This is a genomic window from Staphylococcus simulans, assembly GCF_047037175.1.
GTDB lineage: Bacteria > Bacillota > Bacilli > Staphylococcales > Staphylococcaceae > Staphylococcus > Staphylococcus simulans_C.
In genome coordinates, this window is the sequence record NZ_CP178241.1 from 397385 (window position 1) to 418000 (window position 20616).

A 20616-nucleotide genomic window follows, 5' to 3' on the forward strand; every position below is an offset into this window, starting at 1 on the left:
AATAATGTCCTAAAAGAAATGATGTCTGTTCATTTTCAGGTAAATTAAAATATTGACAAATGTAAAATAAACCGTTTATCATTTATCTTTGTAACAAGGAACATTTTATTGAAGCAGAGGGGGATTAACTTTGGCAGATAATTTAGTCATCGTTGAGTCGCCTGCAAAAGCTAAAACAATTGAAAAATATTTAGGGAAACGATATAAAGTTATCGCTTCAATGGGGCATGTCAGAGATTTGCCGAGAAGCCAAATGGGCGTAGATGTTGAAGATGATTTTGAACCCAAATATATTACGATTCGTGGTAAGGGACCAGTCGTTCAAGAATTGAAAAGACATGCTAAAAAAGCAAAGAAAATCTTTCTAGCAAGTGACCCGGACCGTGAAGGTGAAGCAATTGCATGGCACTTAGCAAACATTTTGAAATTAGATGAACATGCGAAAAACCGAGTTGTATTTAATGAAATCACGAAAGATGCAGTTAAAGAAAGCTTTAAAACGCCGAGAAGTATTGAAATCAATTTAGTGGATGCGCAACAAGCACGTCGTATTGTAGACCGATTAGTGGGCTATAATATTTCACCTGTATTATGGAAAAAAGTTAAAAAAGGACTTTCCGCAGGACGTGTACAATCTGTTGCACTTCGTTTGGTCATTGATCGTGAAAATGAAATCCGTAATTTCAAACCAGAAGAATACTGGAAAATTGAAGGGAAATTCCGCTATAAAAAATCAACATTTACTGCGAAATTCCTTCATTATAAAAACAAACCATACAAACTTCAAAAGAATGAAGATGTAAAATTCATCACAGACCAATTGAATGGTAATGAGTTTGAAGTCACTAAAGTGACACGTAAAGAAAAGAAACGTAATCCAGCCAATCCATTTACAACGTCTACTTTACAACAAGAAGCTTCAAGAAAATTAGGCTTCAAGACAAGAAAGACAATGATGGTAGCACAACAACTTTATGAAGGTATTGACTTAAAGCGCCAAGGTACAGTTGGTCTGATTACGTATATGCGTACAGACTCTACACGTGTGTCTGCAGATGCCAAAGCAGAAACAAAAGACTTTATCACTGAAAAGTACGGTAAAGAATATGTATCTCATCGTAAACAAACAGGTAAACAAGGGGACCAAGATGCGCACGAAGCGATTCGTCCTACAAAAACATTGCGTACACCTGATGAAATGAAGTCATACTTAACGAAAGATCAATATCGTTTGTATAAATTGATCTGGGAACGCTTTGTCGCAAGTCAAATGGCACCTGCTGTGATTGACACAGTTGCGATGGATGTTGAACAAGGTGACATTAAGTTCCGTGCAAACGGCCAAGCAATCAAATTCAAAGGGTTCATGACATTATATGTAGAATCTAAAGATGAAGAAGAAGAACAAAATAAACGCTTGCCGATTATTGATGAAGGCGAAACAGTTATCGCAACAGATATTGAACCTTCTCAACATTTCACACAACCGCCGCCAAGATATACAGAAGCACGTTTAGTTAAAACATTAGAAGAATTGAAAATCGGTCGACCATCTACGTATGCGCCGACGATTGATACGATTCAAAAACGTAATTATGTGAAGTTAGAAAGTAAACGTTTCGTTCCTACTGAATTAGGAGAAATTGTACATGAGCAAGTAAAAGAATACTTCCCAGAAATTATCGACGTAGAATTTACAGTAAACATGGAAACGTTGCTCGATAAAATAGCTGAAGGCGATGAAAACTGGCGTAATGTGGTCGGCAACTTCTACAATGGCTTCAAACATGATGTAGAACGTGCTGAAAAAGAAATGGAAAAAATAGAAATTAAAGATGAACCGGCTGGTGAAGATTGCGAAAAATGCGGTTCACCAATGGTCATCAAAATGGGACGTTATGGCAAGTTTATGGCTTGCTCAAATTTCCCAGATTGCAGAAACACGAAAGCGATTGTGAAAGAAATCGGTGTTAAATGTCCGAAATGTAAAGATGGCGAAGTTGTAGAACGCAAATCGAAAAAAGGCAGAATTTTCTACGGCTGTTCAAATTATCCTGATTGTGACTTTATCTCATGGGATAAACCAGTCGGCAGAGATTGTCCGAAATGTGATCATCACTTAGTGGAACGTAAAAAAGGACGTTCTAGCCAAGTTGTATGTTCGAACTGTGATTATAAAGAAGAAGTACAAAAGTAAAGTAAGAGCTGAGAGGTTGGACACAAAAAGCACAACGCTGCTTGCGTCTCGCCTCTTTTCATCTGAAAAAGGAGGATTTATTTATGACAGAGACAGTTAACGTGGTCGGTGCCGGCTTAGCTGGTTCAGAAGCTGCTTATCAGCTTGCGCAAAGAGGTATCAAAGTGAATTTGATCGAAATGCGTCCAGTGAAACAAACACCTGCCCACCATACAGATAAATTCGCGGAATTAGTTTGTTCGAACTCATTACGCGGCAACGCACTGACAAATGCAGTAGGTGTATTAAAAGAAGAAATGCGTCGTTTAGATTCATTGATTATTAAAGCAGCTGATAATGCACGTGTACCAGCAGGTGGTGCGTTAGCAGTAGATAGACATGATTTCGCAGGCTATATTACAGATACTTTGAAATCACATCCAAACGTTACAGTTATCAATGAAGAAATCGAAAAGATTCCTGAAGGTTATACGATTATTGCGACTGGTCCATTAACTACTGAAGGACTTGCGAAAGAAATTGTAGACATTACAGGTGAAGACCAACTTTACTTCTATGATGCAGCGGCACCTATTATTGAAAAAGACTCAATTGATATGAATAAAGTATATTTGAAGTCTCGTTATGATAAAGGTGAAGCGGCTTACTTAAACTGTCCAATGACAGAAGAAGAGTTCGACCGTTTTTACGATGCAGTGTTAGAAGCGGAAGTAGCACCAGTCAATGAATTTGAAAAAGAAAAATATTTCGAAGGCTGTATGCCGTTTGAAGTAATGGCAGAACGCGGACGTAAAACATTATTATTTGGACCGATGAAACCTGTTGGTTTAGAAGATCCTAAAACAGGCAAACGTCCATTTGCGGTCGTGCAATTACGACAAGATGATGCAGCTGGAACCCTTTATAATATTGTCGGATTCCAGACACATTTAAAATGGGGCGCACAAAAAGAAGTTATCCGTTTAATCCCTGGTTTAGAAAATGTTGATATCGTACGTTATGGTGTGATGCACCGTAATACATTTATCAACTCACCGGATGTATTAAGTGAAACATATCAACTTAAAGGGCATGACCAAGTATACTTCGCTGGTCAAATGACCGGTGTAGAAGGTTATGTGGAAAGTGCAGCAAGCGGATTAGTCGCTGGTATCAACGTTGCACATAAATTACAAGGTAAAGCAGAAGTGATTTTCCCGAGAGAAACAATGATCGGCAGTATGGCTTATTATATTTCACATGCGAATAACAATAAAAACTTCCAACCGATGAATGCGAACTTCGGTTTGGTGCCATCTCTTGAGAAACGAATTAAAGATAAAAAAGAACGATATGAGCAGCAAGCAAATCGTGCTTTAACGTATTTAGAAAACTTTAAGCAAACATTGTGATAAATTATGAATATTTTGATAAAATGGATTTGTGTTTAGAAAACGTTTGCGGTTTCGAGACTTAAATCACTGCAGCTCCCTCTGTCTATATGCTACAATGCAAATGATGGAGGGGTTTTTATTGAATAAAATCCAAGATTCTTTTTTATACATGTTAAAGGTAGAACGCTTTTTTTCTAAACATACTTTGAAATCGTATCACGATGATTTGATGCAGTTTAATTCTTTTTTAGAACAGGAGCATTTACAATTAAAATCATTTGAATATAAGGATGCAAGAAATTATTTATCTTATTTATATTCAAAAGGCTTGAAAAGAACAACAGTTTCTCGTAAAATTTCAACGTTACGGTCTTTTTATGAATACTGGATGACGCAAGATGATACAGTGGTCAATCCTTTTGTTCAACTTGTACATCCAAAGAAAGAACAATATTTGCCTCATTTTTTCTATGAAGAAGAAATGACTGCATTGTTTGAAACAGTTGAAGAAGATGAACATAAAGGGATGCGTGATCGTGTCATATTAGAAATATTGTATGGTACGGGCATTCGTGTTTCAGAGTTAGTGAACATTAAGTTAGAGGATTTAGATTTAAATTCACCAGGTGTTAAGGTGCTTGGTAAAGGGAACAAAGAACGTTTTATTCCTTTTGGTAATATGTGCAGAGAAAGTATTGAACGTTATCTTTCAGAATTTCCTCCGCTCAAAAAAGCGTCACATGATTATTTACTTGTAAATATGAATGGACGACCGATTACTGAACGAGGTGTCCGATATGTGCTGAATGACATTGTTAAACGCACAGCGGGCGTGACGGATATTCATCCGCATAAATTACGACATACCTTTGCGACTCATATGTTGAATGAAGGTGCGGATTTAAGAACGGTGCAATCTTTGCTTGGTCATGTCAATTTGTCAACGACAGGGCGGTATACACATGTTTCTAACCAGCAATTGCGCAAGGTATATTTAAATGCACATCCTCGAGCTAAAAAGGAGAAATAAGAATGAATAATTCAATTCATGCGACAACAATCTTTGCGGTCAGACAAAATGGTCATGCTGCAATGGCAGGCGATGGTCAAGTGACATTAGGACAACAAGTCATCATGAAACAAACAGCGAGAAAAGTCCGCAGATTGTATAATGGTAAAGTCTTAGCTGGTTTCGCTGGAAGTGTGGCAGATGCCTTTACACTTTTCGAAAAATTCGAAACTAAGCTGCAAGAATTCAGCGGTAATTTAGAACGTGCTGCAGTTGAACTTGCACAAGAGTGGAGAGGCGATAAGCAACTAAGACAACTTGAAGCAATGCTGATTGTGATGGACAAAGATGCAATTTTAGTCGTCAGCGGTACAGGTGAAGTTATCGCACCTGATGATGAGTTGATTGCGATTGGTTCAGGCGGCAACTATGCTTTAAGTGCTGGACGTGCTTTAAAACGCCATACAGATATGTCAGCGAAAGACATGGCTTACGCAAGCTTGAAAGTCGCTTCAGAAATTTGTGTTTTCACAAATGACAACATTATTGTCGAAGAATTATAAGAACAACGAAAATTTAGACGACATTATTTTTCCAAATTATTGGAAGAGGTAAATAATATATTGGAGGTTGATCAACGAATGGATGCTAGCGCAATCAAACTTACCCCTAAAGACATTGTATCCCGTTTAAATGAATACATTGTCGGTCAAGATGACGCTAAAAAGAAAGTAGCCATTGCTTTGAGAAACAGATACCGCCGAAGTCAGTTGGACGAAGAATTAAAACAAGAAATCGTTCCGAAAAACATTTTGATGATTGGTCCAACTGGTGTGGGTAAAACTGAAATTGCAAGAAGAATGGCTAAAATCGTCGGTGCACCATTTATTAAAGTTGAGGCAACTAAGTTCACAGAGGTAGGCTATGTCGGACGTGATGTCGAAAGCATGGTACGTGACTTGGTTGATGTAGCAGTCAGACTTGTTAAAGAAGGTAGAAAAGAACAAGTTAAAGACGAAGCGGTTAAAAAAGCGAATGAAAAATTAGTTAAATTGCTCGTACCGAGTATGAAGAAAAAAGCGAATCAAAATACAGGCAATCCTTTTGAATCATTATTCGGCGGAATGATGCCGAACTTTGGCAATCAAGATGATGAAGACGAAGAGCCGCCGACAGAAGATGTGAAAACAAAACGTTCTGAAATTCGCCGCCAATTGTTAAACGGTGAATTAGAAGAAGAAAAAGTGCGCATCAAAGTCGACCAAGACCCAGGCGCAATGGGAATGTTGGGTACCAATCAAAACCAACAAGTACAAGACATGATGAATCAATTAATGCCTAAGAAGAAAGTAGAACGTGAAGTGCCAGTGAAAACAGCACGTAAAATTCTAGCTGATGGCTATGCAGATGAATTGATTGATCATGAAACAGCGAACCAAGAAGCATTAGAGTTAGCAGAGCAAATGGGTATTATCTTTATCGATGAAATTGATAAAGTAGCCAACAATAATCAAGCAGGCGGTCAAGACGTGTCACGCCAAGGCGTACAACGTGACATTTTACCGATTGTCGAAGGCAGTGTCGTTCAAACGAAATATGGCAGTGTTAACACTGAACACATGCTCTTTATCGGAGCAGGTGCTTTCCATGTGTCTAAACCAAGTGATTTAATCCCAGAATTACAAGGTCGTTTCCCAATTCGTGTTGAACTTGAAAGTTTATCAGTTGAAGATTTCGTGAATATCCTTAAAGAACCAAAACTTTCACTGATTAAACAATACGAAGCATTGTTGCAAACGGAAGAAGTAACGGTTAACTTTACTGACGAAGCAATTACACGTTTAGCTGAAATTGCTTTCCAAGTGAACCAAGACACTGATAATATCGGTGCCCGTCGACTTCATACGATTTTAGAAAAAATGCTGGAAGATCTTTCATACGAAGCACCTGGAATGCCGAATGCGGTGGTAGAGATAACAGCACAATATGTTGATGATAAATTGAAATCTATCTCTACGAATAAAGATTTAAGTGCATTTATCTTATAAACTTATAATTATAAATACAAAAGGAGAAGAAAAATGAGTTTACTTTCAAAAACAAGAGAATTGAATACACTGTTGCAAAAACATAAAGGAATTGCTGTAGATTTTAAAGACGTTGCGCGTAAAATTAGTGAGGTAACTGTAACTAACGTATTTATCGTATCACGCAGAGGTAAAATCCTAGGAGCAAGCTTGAATGAATTGTTGAAAAACAGTCGAATCAATCAAATGTTAGAAGACCGCCATATTCCAAGTGAATATACTGAAAAATTAATGGACGTTAAACAAACAGAATCAAATATCGATATCGATAACGATTTATCAGTATTTCCTCCAGAAAACAGAGATGCGTTCATTGATAGTAAAACAACAATCTTCCCAGTATTAGGTGGCGGAGAACGTTTAGGTACTTTAGTACTTGGCCGTGTATCGGATGACTTTACGGATAATGACTTAGTACTAGGAGAATATGCAGCAACGGTATTAGGTATGGAAATTTTACGTGAAAAGCACAGTGAAGTAGAACAAGAAGCACGTGATAAAGCAGCAATCAACATGGCGATCAATTCATTATCATACTCTGAAAGAGAAGCAATCGAGCACATCTTTGAAGAGTTAGGCGGTAAAGAAGGCTTATTAATCGCATCTAAAGTTGCGGACCGTGTCGGTATCACACGTTCAGTTATCGTAAATGCTTTACGTAAACTTGAAAGTGCAGGCGTAATCGAATCTCGTTCACTAGGTATGAAGGGTACTTTCATCAAAGTGAAAAAAGAACAATTCTTAGATGAATTAGAAAAGACTAAATAAGTCGAAAGAACGCTGACAACTTAAATTTTAAATATTGCTTTATTGACGGCAGTATGTTATATTTAATGACGGCTATAAAGCCGATAACACACATAAAGAGCTGAAATGTAATTGGTGCGATGTTATTGCGTCGTTATTACATGAGCTATTTATGGAGGAAAATAACCAAATTGGAGGATTTTAATCATGGCAGTAATTTCAATGAAACAATTGCTAGAAGCAGGTGTTCACTTCGGTCACCAAACACGCCGTTGGAACCCAAAAATGAAAAAATACATTTTCACTGAAAGAAATGGTATCTATATCATCGACTTACAAAAAACAGTGAAAAAAGTTGACGAAGCTTACAACTTCCTTAAACAAGTATCAGAAGATGGCGGTAAAGTCTTATTCGTAGGTACTAAAAAACAAGCGCAAGAATCAATCAAAAATGAAGCTGAGCGCGCTGGTCAATTCTACGTTAACCAAAGATGGTTAGGCGGAATCTTGACTAACTATAAAACAATCTCTAAACGTGTAAAACGTATTTCTGAAATTGAAAAAATGGAAGAAGACGGTTTATTCGAAGTATTACCTAAAAAAGAAGTTGTTGAAATCAAAAAAGAATACGACCGCTTAATCAAATTCTTAGGTGGTATTCGTGATATGAAATCAATGCCTCAAGCATTATTCGTAGTTGACCCTCGTAAAGAGCGTAACGCGATTGCTGAAGCACGTAAATTACACATCCCAATCGTAGGTATCGTTGATACAAACTGCGATCCAGATGAAATTGATTACGTAATTCCAGCGAACGATGATGCTATCCGTGCCGTTAAATTATTAACAGGCAAAATGGCTGACGCTATCTTAGAAGGACAACAAGGTGTTTCTAACGAAGAAGTAGCTGCTGAGCAAAACATCGACTTAAAAGAAGAAGATAACAGCGAAGCAAAAGAAACTGAAGAAACTTCTGTTGAATCAAACTAAGAATAATTCAAAATGGGTGATAAGATATAAAGGCTTATCACCTTTTTTTAAAAATAATATTAATAAAAAGTAAAGCTTTTGTTGCGTATGCATTGTGTAAGCAACAAGCGTTTAAAAATTAAAGAATAATCAGAGTTTATGCGTTTAACGCAAGACAAATAGAGTTATAATTAGAGAGAGAACTGATATACTATATTTGACTGATTATATTATGTTATATAAATGGAGGAAAATTGAATGGCACAAATTACAGCTAAATTAGTTAAAGAATTGCGCGAAAGAACTGGCGCAGGTATGATGGATTGTAAAAAAGCATTAGTAGAAACTGATGGCGACATCGAAAAAGCAATCGACTACCTACGTGAAAAAGGTATTGCGAAAGCTGCTAAAAAAGCAGATCGTATTGCTGCTGAAGGTATGACTTATGTTGGAGTTAAAGGCAACGATGCTGTAATCGTTGAAATCAACTCTGAAACTGACTTCGTAGCACGTAACGAAGGCTTCCAAGAGTTAGTTAAAGAAATCGCAAACCAAATTCTTGAAACTAAACCAGAATCAGTTGATGCATTGTTAGAAACTAAATTATCAACAGGCGACACTGTTAGCGAACGTATCAACAAAGCAATCTCAACAATCGGTGAAAAATTAAGCTTACGTCGTTTCGCAATCAGAACTAAAGGCGACAACGATGCATTCGGTGCATACGAACATATGGGCGGCCGTATCAGTGTATTAACAGTAGTTGAAGGTACAACTGACGAAGAAGCTGCTAAAGATGTTGCAATGCATATTGCTGCTATCAATCCTAAATATGTTTCTTCTGACCAAGTAAGCCAAGAAGAACTTGCACACGAAAAAGAAGTTTTAAAACAACAAGCATTAAATGAAGGTAAACCAGAAAAAATCGTTGAAAAAATGGTTGAAGGCCGTTTACGCAAATACTTACAAGAAATTTGCGCAGTTGACCAAGACTTCGTTAAAAACCCAGACGTTACAGTTGAAGAATTCCTTAAATCAAAAGGCGGTAAATTAACTGACTTCGTACGCTATGAAGTGGGCGAAGGTTTAGAAAAACGTGACGAAAACTTTGCTGATGAAGTTAAAGGACAAATGAAATAATAATCTATTAAAATGTTGAACAAGAAAGAAGACACCCTTGTATATCTATATAAATGCACACATTTGTATCGGACGTACCTCCATGTGTCTTCTTTACTTGTATCACATACATATTTTTACTATAGAGAGGATAAGAAAATGGCTGAAACTTCTAAATACAATCGCGTTGTCTTGAAATTGAGCGGAGAAGCACTAGCAGGAGAAAAAGGATTCGGAATTAATCCGATTATCATTAAAAGTGTTGCAAAACAAATTGCTGAAGTCGTAGAATTAGACTGTGAAATTGCAGTTATCGTTGGTGGCGGCAACATCTGGAGAGGAAAAACTGGCAGTGATTTAGGTATGGATCGCGGAACTGCTGACTACATGGGTATGTTAGCGACAGTGATGAATGCATTAGCACTCCAAGACAGTTTAGAACAACTTGACTGTGATACACGTGTTTTAACATCAATCGAAATGAAACAGGTCGCTGAACCTTATATCAGACGTCGTGCAATCAGACACCTAGAGAAAAAACGTGTTGTAATTTTTGCTGCAGGTATTGGCAACCCTTACTTCTCAACAGATACAACAGCTGCATTACGCGCAGCTGAAGTAGAAGCTGATGTAATTTTAATGGGTAAAAATAATGTTGACGGTGTTTATTCAGCGGATCCTAAAGTTGATAAAGACGCAGTTAAATATGAGCATTTGACATACATTCAAATGTTGCAAGAGGGTCTTCAAGTCATGGACTCAACTGCCGCTTCATTCTGTATGGACAACAACATTCCGTTGAATGTGTTCTCTATTTCAGAAGAGGGTAATATTAAGCGTGCAGTATTAGGAGAAGAAATCGGAACAACTATAACTAAATAATTATATAAATTTGAGGTGTAAGAAAGATGAGTGACATTTTAAGCGAAACGAAATCAAGAATGAAGAAATCTATCGAGAGTTTATCACGTGAATTTGCGACAGTTAACGCAGGTCGTGCAAACTCAAACCTTTTAGCAAGTGTTAATGTTGATTACTATGGTGCACCAACACCTGTACAACAATTAGCAAGTATCAACGTACCTGAACCACGTTTATTAGTTGTATCACCATACGACAAATCATCACTTTCTGAAATTGAACGTGCAATCAACGCTGCTAACTTAGGTGTTAACCCTACAAGTGACGGTGAAGTCATTCGTATTACAGTTCCAGCTTTAACTGAAGAACGTCGTAAAGAATTAGTTAAAGACGTTAAGAAAATGGCTGAAAATGCGAAAGTATCTGTTCGTAACATTCGTCGTGACAGCAACGATGAATTGAAAAAAGAAGAGAAAAATGGGGAAATCTCAGAAGATGAATTACGTTCTTCAACAGAACAAGTTCAAAAAATCACTGATGAATCTATTAAAGAAATTGAAAAAGTATTAGATGAAAAAGAAAAAGACATTATGGCTGTCTAATCATCTAAATTGATTTAATTCCATTGATGTTTAAATCACAGATTAAAACTGTACCAACTCAGACTTTGGTACAGTTTTTTAATTGTTCTATTCATTGACTTTAACGAGTGTGATAAAATGATAGATAATTGCATGAATAATCTATTATAATGTAACAGAGATAGATTGAGCTCGGAGGATAGACCATGTTTAAAAAGCTAAGAAATAAAAATCGTTCTGAAACCGAAAAGAATCATTCAGAATTAGATTTACATAACATACCCGAACATATAGCGATTATCATGGATGGTAATGGCCGTTGGGCGAAGAAACGTAAGATGCCAAGAATTAAAGGGCATTATGAAGGAATGCAAACCATTAAGAAAATCACAAGAGCAGCAAATGATGTTGGCGTAAAATATTTAACATTATACGCCTTTTCAACTGAAAATTGGTCCCGTCCTGAACAAGAGGTAAATTATATTATGAATTTACCGGTGAACTTCCTGAAGACTTTTTTACCCGAATTAATTGAGAAAGATGTCAAAGTTGAAACCATCGGATTCACTGAAGATTTACCGGCATCGACTTTAAAAGCGATTAACCACGCGAAAGAAAAGACAGCACATAATCAAGGATTGAAATTGATTTTTGCGATTAATTACGGTGGAAGAGCAGAAATCGTAGACAGTGTTCGTCGAATGTTTGATGATATGCAGAAACAAGGATATAATAGCGAGGATATCACTGAAAGTATGATGAATCAGTATTTAATGACAAGTCAGTATCCTGATCCTGAATTATTGATTCGCACATCTGGGGAACAACGTATCAGCAATTTCTTAATTTGGCAGATTTCATATAGTGAATTTATATTCAACCAGAAATTGTGGCCTGATTTTGATGAACAAGAATTGTACGATTGTATTAAGATATATCAAAAAAGACAACGTCGTTTCGGCGGGCTATTATAATTTTAAGGTAGGAATTAAATATGAGAGTTAGAACGGTCACGGCTATTATTGCCTTAATCATCTTTTTACCGATACTCATTATCGGTGGACAAGTACTGATGTACTTTTCATTTTTACTGGCGTTTATCGCATTAAAAGAATTATTAAATATGAATAAAATCCGTTTTATTTCTATACCCGGGATTATCAGTGCACTAGGGCTCGTTATTATTATGTTGCCGCAAGATTTAGGTTCTCTTGTGCCGGCAATACAGTTAAAGGGTCTTGTGATTATGAGTTTCGTGGTATTAAGCTATACGGTCATGTCTAAGAACCGCTTCAGCTTCATTGACGCAGCCTTCTGCTTAATGTCTGTAGCTTATGTCGGCATCGGCTTTATGTACTTATATGAGACACGTGAAGCAGGTTTGGCCTTCATTTTATATGCCTTCTTAGTCGTATGGACTACAGACACAGGCGCATATCTATTTGGACGCAGTCTCGGGAAACATAAGTTGTGGCCGGTCATCAGTCCGAATAAAACGATTGAAGGCTTTATCGGCGGCGTACTATGCAGTTTATTAGTACCGCTAATTATGCAGCTGTTTATTGAATTCCCAGTCAACATCTTCATTATGATGGTGATTACAGTTGTATTAAGTATGTTCGGACAACTGGGTGACTTAGTAGAATCAGGATTCAAACGCCACTTTGGTGTGAAAGACTCAGGTAAAATCTTACCTGGACATGGTGGTATCCTTGATCGCTTTGACAGCTTTATGTTCGTATTACCGCTATTAAATATTTTACTTTTACAAAACTAATAACGTGAGGCATGCGGGTATGCAAACAAGAAACAGCGTTTGCTTAAGGCATGCCTCATTTTTGTAACATCGATATTTGTTGTATGTTCTTGTGATTTTCATTAAAATGATTTTATGAAATGAAACACCGTCACATGTAAGCTATTTACATATTTGATGGACTAATTAATTAAATAGGAGTGGCCCAATTTTGCTAATAACTATACTATCTTTTATTATCGTATTCGGCGTATTAGTCTTCGTGCATGAGTTCGGTCACATGTTCTTCGCGAAACGTGCAGGGATTATGTGTCCTGAATTTGCGATAGGCATGGGACCGAAGATATTCAGTTTCAGAAAGAATGAAACATTATATACGATTCGTTTATTACCCGTCGGCGGTTATGTCCGCATGGCAGGAGACGGATTAGAAGAACCGCCTGTTGAACCAGGCATGTCAGTGAAAATTAAATTAAATGATCAAGATGAAATTACGCATATCTTGTTGGATGACCAACATAAATTCCAACAAGCAGAAGTCATTGAAGTGAAGAAAATCGACTTCAAAGATGAAATGTATTTAGAAGGTATTACCTCTTATGATGATGAACGTCATCGTTTCTATATTGCGAAAGAAGCTTATTTCTTAGAAAATGGTTCGTTGATTCAAATTGCGCCGCGCAATCGTCAATTGGTACATAAAACGCCATGGCAAAAATTCTTAACATTGTTTGCGGGACCTTTATTCAACTTCTTATTAGCGATTGTTATTTTTATCGGTTTAGCCTATTACCAAGGCACACCGAATAATGTGGTCAAACAAGTTGCGGATCACACACCCGCACAAGAAATTGGTTTGAAACCAGGAGATAAGATTGAACAAATCGGTGATAAAAAAATCGACAATTTCAAAGATATCGCTAAAGCATTAGAAGAGTATAAAGGCCAAAAGGTAACTATGAAATACGAACGTGACGGCCATCAAAAATCAGCGGAATTCAAACCTAAAAAAGTTGTCGAGAAGTTAACAAAAATGACCTCTCAAACACGCTATATCCTAGGTTTCCAACCTGATAAAGATCACAGCTCTTTAGTTGCGCCGCTTGCGACAGGGGTTGAACAATTCTTTAAAGCGGGTACGATTATCTTCACAGCGATTGTAACGATGATCGCAAGTATCTTTACAGGCGGTTTCTCATTCGACATGTTGAATGGACCGGTCGGTATTTACCATAATGTTGATACTGTGGTAAAAACTGGTATCATTAACTTGATAGCGTGGACAGCTATGTTAAGTGTGAACTTAGGTTTAATGAACTTATTACCAATTCCAGCATTAGACGGCGGAAGAATTCTCTTCGTTATTTATGAAGCCATCTTCAGAAAACCCGTTAACAAAAAAGCAGAAGCCTACATTATCGGTGCAGGTGCGATATTCGTAGTAATTATTATGATATTAGTGACATGGAATGACATACAACGTTATTTCTTATAAGAAATGGAGGAGCTCAGATTTATGAGACAGTCAAAAGTATTTATACCAACGTTAAGAGAGGTACCAGCGGAAGCTGAAGCCTTAAGTCATCAATTACTGTTGAAAGCAGGATTGATTAAACAAAGTACAAGCGGGATTTACAGTTATTTGCCGCTTGCGACACGTGTATTAAATAATATTACATCAATTATCAGAGAAGAAATGGAGAAAATTGATGCGGTAGAAATCTTAATGCCGGCATTACAACCTTCAGAATTATGGGAAGAGTCAGGACGTTGGGAAGCTTATGGCAGTGAATTAATGCGTCTGACTGACCGTAATGGCCGTCAATTCGCATTAGGACCAACACATGAAGAAGTCGTAACGTCTTTAGTACGTGACGAATTGAAATCTTATAAGCAATTACCTTTAACACTATTCCAAATTCAATCTAAATTCAGAGATGAAAAACGCCCACGTTTCGGTTTATTGCGCGGTCGTGAATTCATTATGAAAGATGCGTATTCATTCCATGCGGATGAGGCATCATTAGATGAAACGTATAATGATATGTATGATGCTTATGGTCGTATTTTCAAACGTGCCGGCATCAATGCACGTCCAGTGGTAGCTGACTCAGGGGCTATCGGCGGCAGCCATACGCATGAGTTTATGGCACTCAGCGAAATTGGTGAAGATACGATTGTTTACAGTGAAAACAGTGATTATGCGGCGAACATTGAAAAAGCAGATGTAGTTTATCAACCTACAACTCATGATGAAGCGTTACTTGAATTAGAAAAAGTAGAGACACCCAATGTGTATACTGCACAAGAAGTGGCTGATTTCTTAAATCGTCCAGTAGATCAAATTACAAAATCTATGATTTTCAAAGTAGATGGAGAATTTGTGATTGTGCTCGTTCGCGGTCATCATGAAGTGAATGATGTGAAATTAAAAGCTTACTTCGGTACAGACAACATCGAACTTGCGAGCCAAGATGAAATTGTAAATCTAGTAGGCGCGAACCCAGGTTCAATCGGACCTATCCAAGAAAAAGGCATCAAAGTCTATGCGGACAACTATGTACAAGAAATTCCTAACCTCGTCGTAGGCGCTAATGAAGATGGCTATCACTATATCAATGCGAATATTGAACGCGACTTCAATGTGGAAGCATTTGGAGACTTCCGTTTCATCTTAGAAGGTGAAGCGTTAAGCGATGGTTCAGGTGAAGCGAAATTCGCAGAAGGTATTGAAGTCGGTCAAGTATTCAAACTCGGCACAAAATACTCAGAATCTATGAACGCAACATTCTTAGATAACCAAGGTAAAGCACAACCACTTATTATGGGGTGTTATGGCATTGGTGTCTCTAGAACATTAAGTGCGATTGTGGAACAAAATAACGATGAAAATGGTATTATCTGGCCAAAATCAGTGACACCATTTGAAGTGCACTTAATTACGATTAATCCTAAGAAAGAGGATCAAAGAGAACTTGGTGATGAATTATATAAATCACTTCAAGTATCTTTTGAAGTCTTATATGACGATCGTAAAGAACGTGCAGGTGTTAAATTCAACGATGCTGACTTAATCGGCTTACCAATACGTGTCGTAGTCGGTAAACGTGCAGCAGAAGGAATTGTTGAAGTGAAACGTCGCGACAATGGTGAAAGTGAAGAAGTAGCCGCAGCAGATTTAGTAAACTACGTGAAAGATTTATACGAACAAATTTAATCATTTAAAACAACGAGTCGAAGCGCAGTCATAGCGCTTCGACTTTTTACATAGCAAGATTTTCAGTTTGTGTATTTTAAGTATTTGAGGAAATTTGGTATAATATTTTAGAACTTCAGAACAGAGATGAAACAAAACCGCGTTGTGAGACGTGGTTCCATTTTTTTAACGAAAGGGCATGCACCTTTAAAAACTTTCTGATATGCTCCAAAACCATATGAACGATGTAATTAATGACTAAGGTGGTAATAGTCTTGGCAATGACAAATCAAGAAAAATTTAAAATATTAGCTGACCAAATAAAAATTGCGAATCAGCTTTCTCCAGATATTATAGAAAACAGTGAATTAAACCGTATAGATGTCTCTCAAAAAGAGCGTACATGGTTATTTCAAATTACACTGCCTCATTTTTTAACCTATGAAGACTACATGTTATTTACCCATGCCTTAATTGAAGAATTTAAAGAGATTGCGACTGTGGATTGGCATTTTGTCGTTCGTGATACAACAAACCAAGACGAGTTTGCGATGAAGTATTTCAATCATTGTATCGATCAAACCAGATTGTCACCGAAAGTAAAAGGACAATTGAAACAAAAACGTTTGATTAATTCTGGCAATGTATTAAAAGTCATGGTTTCAAATGATATTGAACGGGATTACTTTCATAAAGCGTGCAATGGCAGTTTAGTTAAAGCCTACAAACAATGCGGCTTTGACGTGAATAAAATTGTCTTTGAGACAGATACAACGGAACATGATAATGATTTAGCTTCTTTAGAAGCACATATTCAAGAAGAAGATCAACAAAGTGCGCGAGAAGCAACTGAAAAATTAGAACGTATGAAAGCTGAAAAAGCCAAACAACAAGATAATAATGAAAGTGCTGTAGATAAGTGTCAAATCGGTAAGGCGATTCAAGTGGATAATGTCAGACCGATTGAGACTATCATCGAAGAAGAGTTCAAAGTTGCCATTGAAGGGGTTATCTTTGATATGAATATCAAAGAACTGAAAAGTGGTCGCCACATTGTAGAATTGAAAGTGACAGACTATACAGATTCACTTGTCTTAAAAATGTTTACGCGTAAAAACAAAGACGACTTAGATCACTTCAAAGCATTAAGTGTCGGCAAGTGGGTTCGTGCACAAGGCCGTATTGAAGAAGATACCTTTGTACGTGATTTAGTTATGATGATGTCTGATATTGAAGAAATTAAGAAAACACCGAAACAAGATAAAGCAGAAGACAAACGTGTAGAATTGCATCTGCATACAGCGATGAGTCAAATGGATGGGATTAACCAAATCGGTGACTATGTTGCACAAGCCGCAAAATGGGGTCATCCTGCGATTGCGGTAACAGATCATAACGTTGTCCAAGCTTATCCAGATGCTTTTAGTGCTGCAGAAAAAAATGGCATTAAAATGATTTACGGTATGGAAGGTATGCTGGTTGATGATGGTGTACCGATTGCGTATAATCCGACAGACCGTATTCTAAAAGATGCGACTTATGTAGTCTTTGACGTTGAGACAACAGGCTTATCTAACCAATATGACAAAATTATCGAGTTAGCTGCGGTGAAAGTCCACGATGGCGAAATCATCGATAAGTTTGAACGTTTCAGTAATCCGCATGAACGCTTATCTGAAACCATTAAGAATTTGACGCATATTTCAGATGAAATGTTAGTAGATGCGCCTGAAATTGATGAAGTGTTAACGGAATTTAAGGAATGGGTCGGAGATGCGATATTCGTAGCGCATAACGCTTCCTTCGATATGGGCTTCATTGATACAGGCTATGAACGTGCGGGCTTAGGCCACTATACTAATGGTGTTATCGATACATTAGAACTTTCTCGTACGATTAATACTGACTTCGGTAAGCACGGTTTGAATTTCTTAGCGAAGAAATACGGTGTTGAACTGACACAACATCACCGTGCCATTTACGATACAGAAGCAACAGCGTATATCTTTATTAAAATGCTGAAACAAGTAGATGAACTAGGTGTGACCAATCATCAAGATATTAACCAGTCATTATCTAACGAAGATGCTTATAAACGTGCACGTCCGAGTCATGTGACAATCTTAGTTCAAAACCAAACAGGCTTGAAAAATTTATTCAAGATAGTCAGTGAATCGTTAGTAACGTATTACTACCGTACACCTAGAATTCCACGCTCTTTATTAGATGAATATCGTGAAGGGTTATTAATCGGTTCGGCCTGTGATGAAGGTGAAGTCTTCACAGCGGTGATGCAGAAAGACCAATCTCAAGTGGAACATATTGCGAAGTACTACGATTACATCGAAGTACAGCCGCCTGCGTTATACCAAGATTTGATTGACCGTGAATTGATTCGTGATAATGAAACGATGGTTGAAATTTATCAGCGTTTGATTGAAGCGGGTAAAGCGGTTAATGTACCAGTGGTGGCGACAGGTAATGTGCATTATTTAAATGAACATGATGCGATTGCGCGTAAAATTTTAATTGCTTCTCAACCAGGGAATCCGTTAAATCGTTCTACTTTGCCTGAAGCACATTTCAGAACAACAGATGAAATGTTAGATGCTTTCCACTTCTTAGGTGAAGAGAAAGCCAAAGAAATTGTGGTGGATAATACACAAGCATTAGCTGATCGCATTGAACGTGTTGTACCAATCAAAGATAAACTGTATACACCGAATATGGATGGTGCGAATGAAGAAATTCGTGAAATGAGTTATGCGAATGCGCGTAAACTTTATGGTGATGATTTACCGCAAATCGTCATTGATCGCCTTGAAAAAGAATTAGAAAGTATCATCGGTAACGGATTTGCGGTTATTTACTTGATTTCACAACGTTTAGTTAAGAAATCATTAAATGATGGCTATTTAGTAGGTTCACGTGGTTCCGTCGGATCTAGTTTCGTTGCGACGATGACTGAAATTACTGAAGTAAATCCATTACCGCCGCATTATATTTGTCCAAAATGTAAGAAGAGCGAATTCTTCAATGATGGTTCTGTCGGCTCAGGTTTCGACTTGCCCGACAAGAAATGTGAATGCGGGGCAGAAATGATTAAAGAAGGCCAAGATATTCCGTTCGAAACCTTCTTAGGATTTAAAGGTGACAAAGTACCAGATATTGACTTGAACTTTAGTGGTGAATATCAACCAGAAGCCCATAACTATACCAAAGTGTTATTCGGTGAAGATAAAGTATTCCGTGCCGGTACAATTGGTACAGTCGCAGAGAAAACAGCCTTTGGTTATGTTAAAGGGTATTTAAATGACCAAGGCATTCATAAACGCGGGGCAGAAATTGACCGTTTAGTAAAAGGATGTACGGGTGTTAAACGTACGACAGGTCAACACCCGGGCGGTATCATTGTTGTGCCTGATGATATGGATATTTATGATTTTACACCGATTCAATATCCAGCTGATGATCAATCTTCAGCATGGATGACGACACACTTTGACTTCCATTCAATTCATGATAACGTGTTGAAGCTCGATATTCTGGGACATGATGATCCGACAATGATTCGTATGCTTCAAGATTTATCTGGTATTGATCCAAAAACGGTACCAGTCGATGATAAAGAAACAATGCGTATTTTCAGTACGCCTGAATCTCTTGGTGTGACAGAAGAAGAAATTTTATGTAAGACGGGTACGTTCGGTGTACCAGAGTTCGGTACAGGTTTCGTTCGTCAAATGTTGGAAGATACAAAACCAACAACGTTCTCTGAACTCGTGCAAATCTCTGGTTTATCACACGGTACAGACGTATGGCTAGGCAATGCGCAAGATTTAGTACGTTCAGGTACATGTGATTTATCAGGCGTAATTGGTTGTCGTGATGATATTATGGTGTATTTGATGTATGCCGGATTAGAACCTTCACTGGCCTTCAAAATTATGGAGGCTGTACGTAAAGGTAAAGGGCTGCAAGAAGAATGGGAAGAAATCATGAAAGAAAATGATGTACCAGATTGGTATTTAGATTCATGTAAGAAAATCAAGTACATGTTCCCGAAAGCCCATGCGGCAGCCTATGTATTAATGGCAGTACGTATTGCGTATTTCAAAGTTCATTATCCATTATATTATTATGCCTCTTACTTTACTGTCCGTGCCTCAGACTTTGATTTAATCACAATGATTAAAGACAAAGAAGGGATTAAAGCGGTCGTGAAAGATATGTATTCTAAATATATGGAACTCGGTAAGAAAGAGAAAGATGTCTTAACGGTACTTGAAATTATGAATGAGATGGCACATCGCGGTTTCCGTATGCAGCCGATTAGTTTAGAGAAGAGTCAGGCGTTTGAATTTATTATCGAAGGCGATACATTAATTCCGCCGTTTATTGCGGTGCCAGGTTTAGGTGAAAACGTTGCGAAACGTATTGTAGAAGCGCGTAATGAAGGACCATTCTTATCTAAAGAAGACTTGAATAAGAAAGCTGGACTTTCTCAAAAAGTCATTGAGTATTTAGATGATTTAGGTTCGTTACCTGGTTTACCTGATAAAGCACAATTATCAATTTTTGATATGTAATGCTTAAAAAGTGTCAACTGTGCTTCAATTGGCATTTCAAGATGTACTGTGTTATAATCATAGTGCGTAAAAAATGAACTTTAGTCACGAAGAGTGGGGTTTACCCGCTCTTTTCTATTTGTATAAAGGAGG

The 20616-nt window shown here is 37.5% G+C and carries 15 protein-coding genes; all 15 read left to right on the plus strand.

Features of this window, described 5'->3' with window-relative positions; all coding sequences use genetic code 11:
• The first annotated feature begins 130 nt into the window (after window positions 1-130).
• Complete coding sequence (gene topA, locus ACFCT9_RS01890) at window positions 131-2197, plus strand: type I DNA topoisomerase (protein ID WP_412520370.1); 2067 nt, start codon at window positions 131-133, stop codon at window positions 2195-2197.
• Window positions 2198-2280: 83 nt separating this feature from the next.
• Window positions 2281-3588: an FADH(2)-oxidizing methylenetetrahydrofolate--tRNA-(uracil(54)-C(5))-methyltransferase TrmFO gene (gene trmFO / locus ACFCT9_RS01895; protein ID WP_412520371.1), complete on the plus strand. Its 1308-nt coding sequence runs from the start codon at window positions 2281-2283 to the stop codon at window positions 3586-3588.
• 121 nt (window positions 3589-3709) lie between these two features.
• The gene (xerC, locus tag ACFCT9_RS01900) at window positions 3710-4600 is read left to right on the plus strand and encodes a tyrosine recombinase XerC (RefSeq protein ID WP_412520372.1); all 891 of its coding nucleotides are present in this window, start codon (window positions 3710-3712) and stop codon (window positions 4598-4600) included.
• Between the two features lie 2 nt (window positions 4601-4602).
• Window positions 4603-5142, plus strand: a complete 540-nt coding sequence (gene hslV, locus ACFCT9_RS01905) for an ATP-dependent protease subunit HslV (protein WP_412520374.1) — start codon at window positions 4603-4605, stop codon at window positions 5140-5142.
• Window positions 5143-5220: 78 nt separating this feature from the next.
• A complete protein-coding gene (gene hslU / locus ACFCT9_RS01910) occupies window positions 5221-6627 on the plus strand; it encodes an ATP-dependent protease ATPase subunit HslU (RefSeq protein WP_412520375.1) in 1407 nt (468 codons plus the stop codon).
• 33 nt (window positions 6628-6660) lie between these two features.
• Window positions 6661-7434, plus strand: a complete 774-nt coding sequence (gene codY, locus ACFCT9_RS01915) for a GTP-sensing pleiotropic transcriptional regulator CodY (protein WP_412520377.1) — start codon at window positions 6661-6663, stop codon at window positions 7432-7434.
• A gap of 186 nt (window positions 7435-7620) precedes the next feature.
• On the plus strand, window positions 7621-8403 hold the full coding sequence (gene rpsB, locus ACFCT9_RS01920; RefSeq protein ID WP_412520378.1) for a 30S ribosomal protein S2: 783 nt from the start codon (window positions 7621-7623) through the stop codon (window positions 8401-8403).
• A gap of 237 nt (window positions 8404-8640) precedes the next feature.
• A complete protein-coding gene (gene tsf, locus ACFCT9_RS01925) occupies window positions 8641-9522 on the plus strand; it encodes a translation elongation factor Ts (protein WP_412520379.1) in 882 nt (293 codons plus the stop codon).
• 138 nt (window positions 9523-9660) lie between these two features.
• Window positions 9661-10383 (plus strand): UMP kinase, encoded by a 723-nt coding sequence (pyrH, locus tag ACFCT9_RS01930; protein ID WP_002480696.1) that lies wholly within the window; start codon window positions 9661-9663, stop codon window positions 10381-10383.
• 26 nt (window positions 10384-10409) lie between these two features.
• Window positions 10410-10964, plus strand: coding sequence for a ribosome recycling factor (frr, locus tag ACFCT9_RS01935; protein ID WP_412520381.1), 555 nt, complete (start codon window positions 10410-10412; stop codon window positions 10962-10964).
• Between the two features lie 185 nt (window positions 10965-11149).
• The gene (locus ACFCT9_RS01940) at window positions 11150-11917 is read left to right on the plus strand and encodes an isoprenyl transferase (RefSeq protein ID WP_412520383.1); all 768 of its coding nucleotides are present in this window, start codon (window positions 11150-11152) and stop codon (window positions 11915-11917) included.
• Window positions 11918-11937: 20 nt separating this feature from the next.
• A complete protein-coding gene (locus ACFCT9_RS01945) occupies window positions 11938-12720 on the plus strand; it encodes a phosphatidate cytidylyltransferase (protein WP_412520384.1) in 783 nt (260 codons plus the stop codon).
• Window positions 12721-12910: 190 nt separating this feature from the next.
• A complete protein-coding gene (rseP, locus tag ACFCT9_RS01950) occupies window positions 12911-14194 on the plus strand; it encodes an RIP metalloprotease RseP (RefSeq protein ID WP_412520386.1) in 1284 nt (427 codons plus the stop codon).
• A gap of 21 nt (window positions 14195-14215) precedes the next feature.
• The gene (locus tag ACFCT9_RS01955) at window positions 14216-15916 is read left to right on the plus strand and encodes a proline--tRNA ligase (protein ID WP_412520388.1); all 1701 of its coding nucleotides are present in this window, start codon (window positions 14216-14218) and stop codon (window positions 15914-15916) included.
• Window positions 15917-16176: 260 nt separating this feature from the next.
• On the plus strand, window positions 16177-20484 hold the full coding sequence (locus ACFCT9_RS01960; RefSeq protein ID WP_412521606.1) for a PolC-type DNA polymerase III: 4308 nt from the start codon (window positions 16177-16179) through the stop codon (window positions 20482-20484).
• The last annotated feature ends 132 nt before the right edge of the window (window positions 20485-20616 follow it).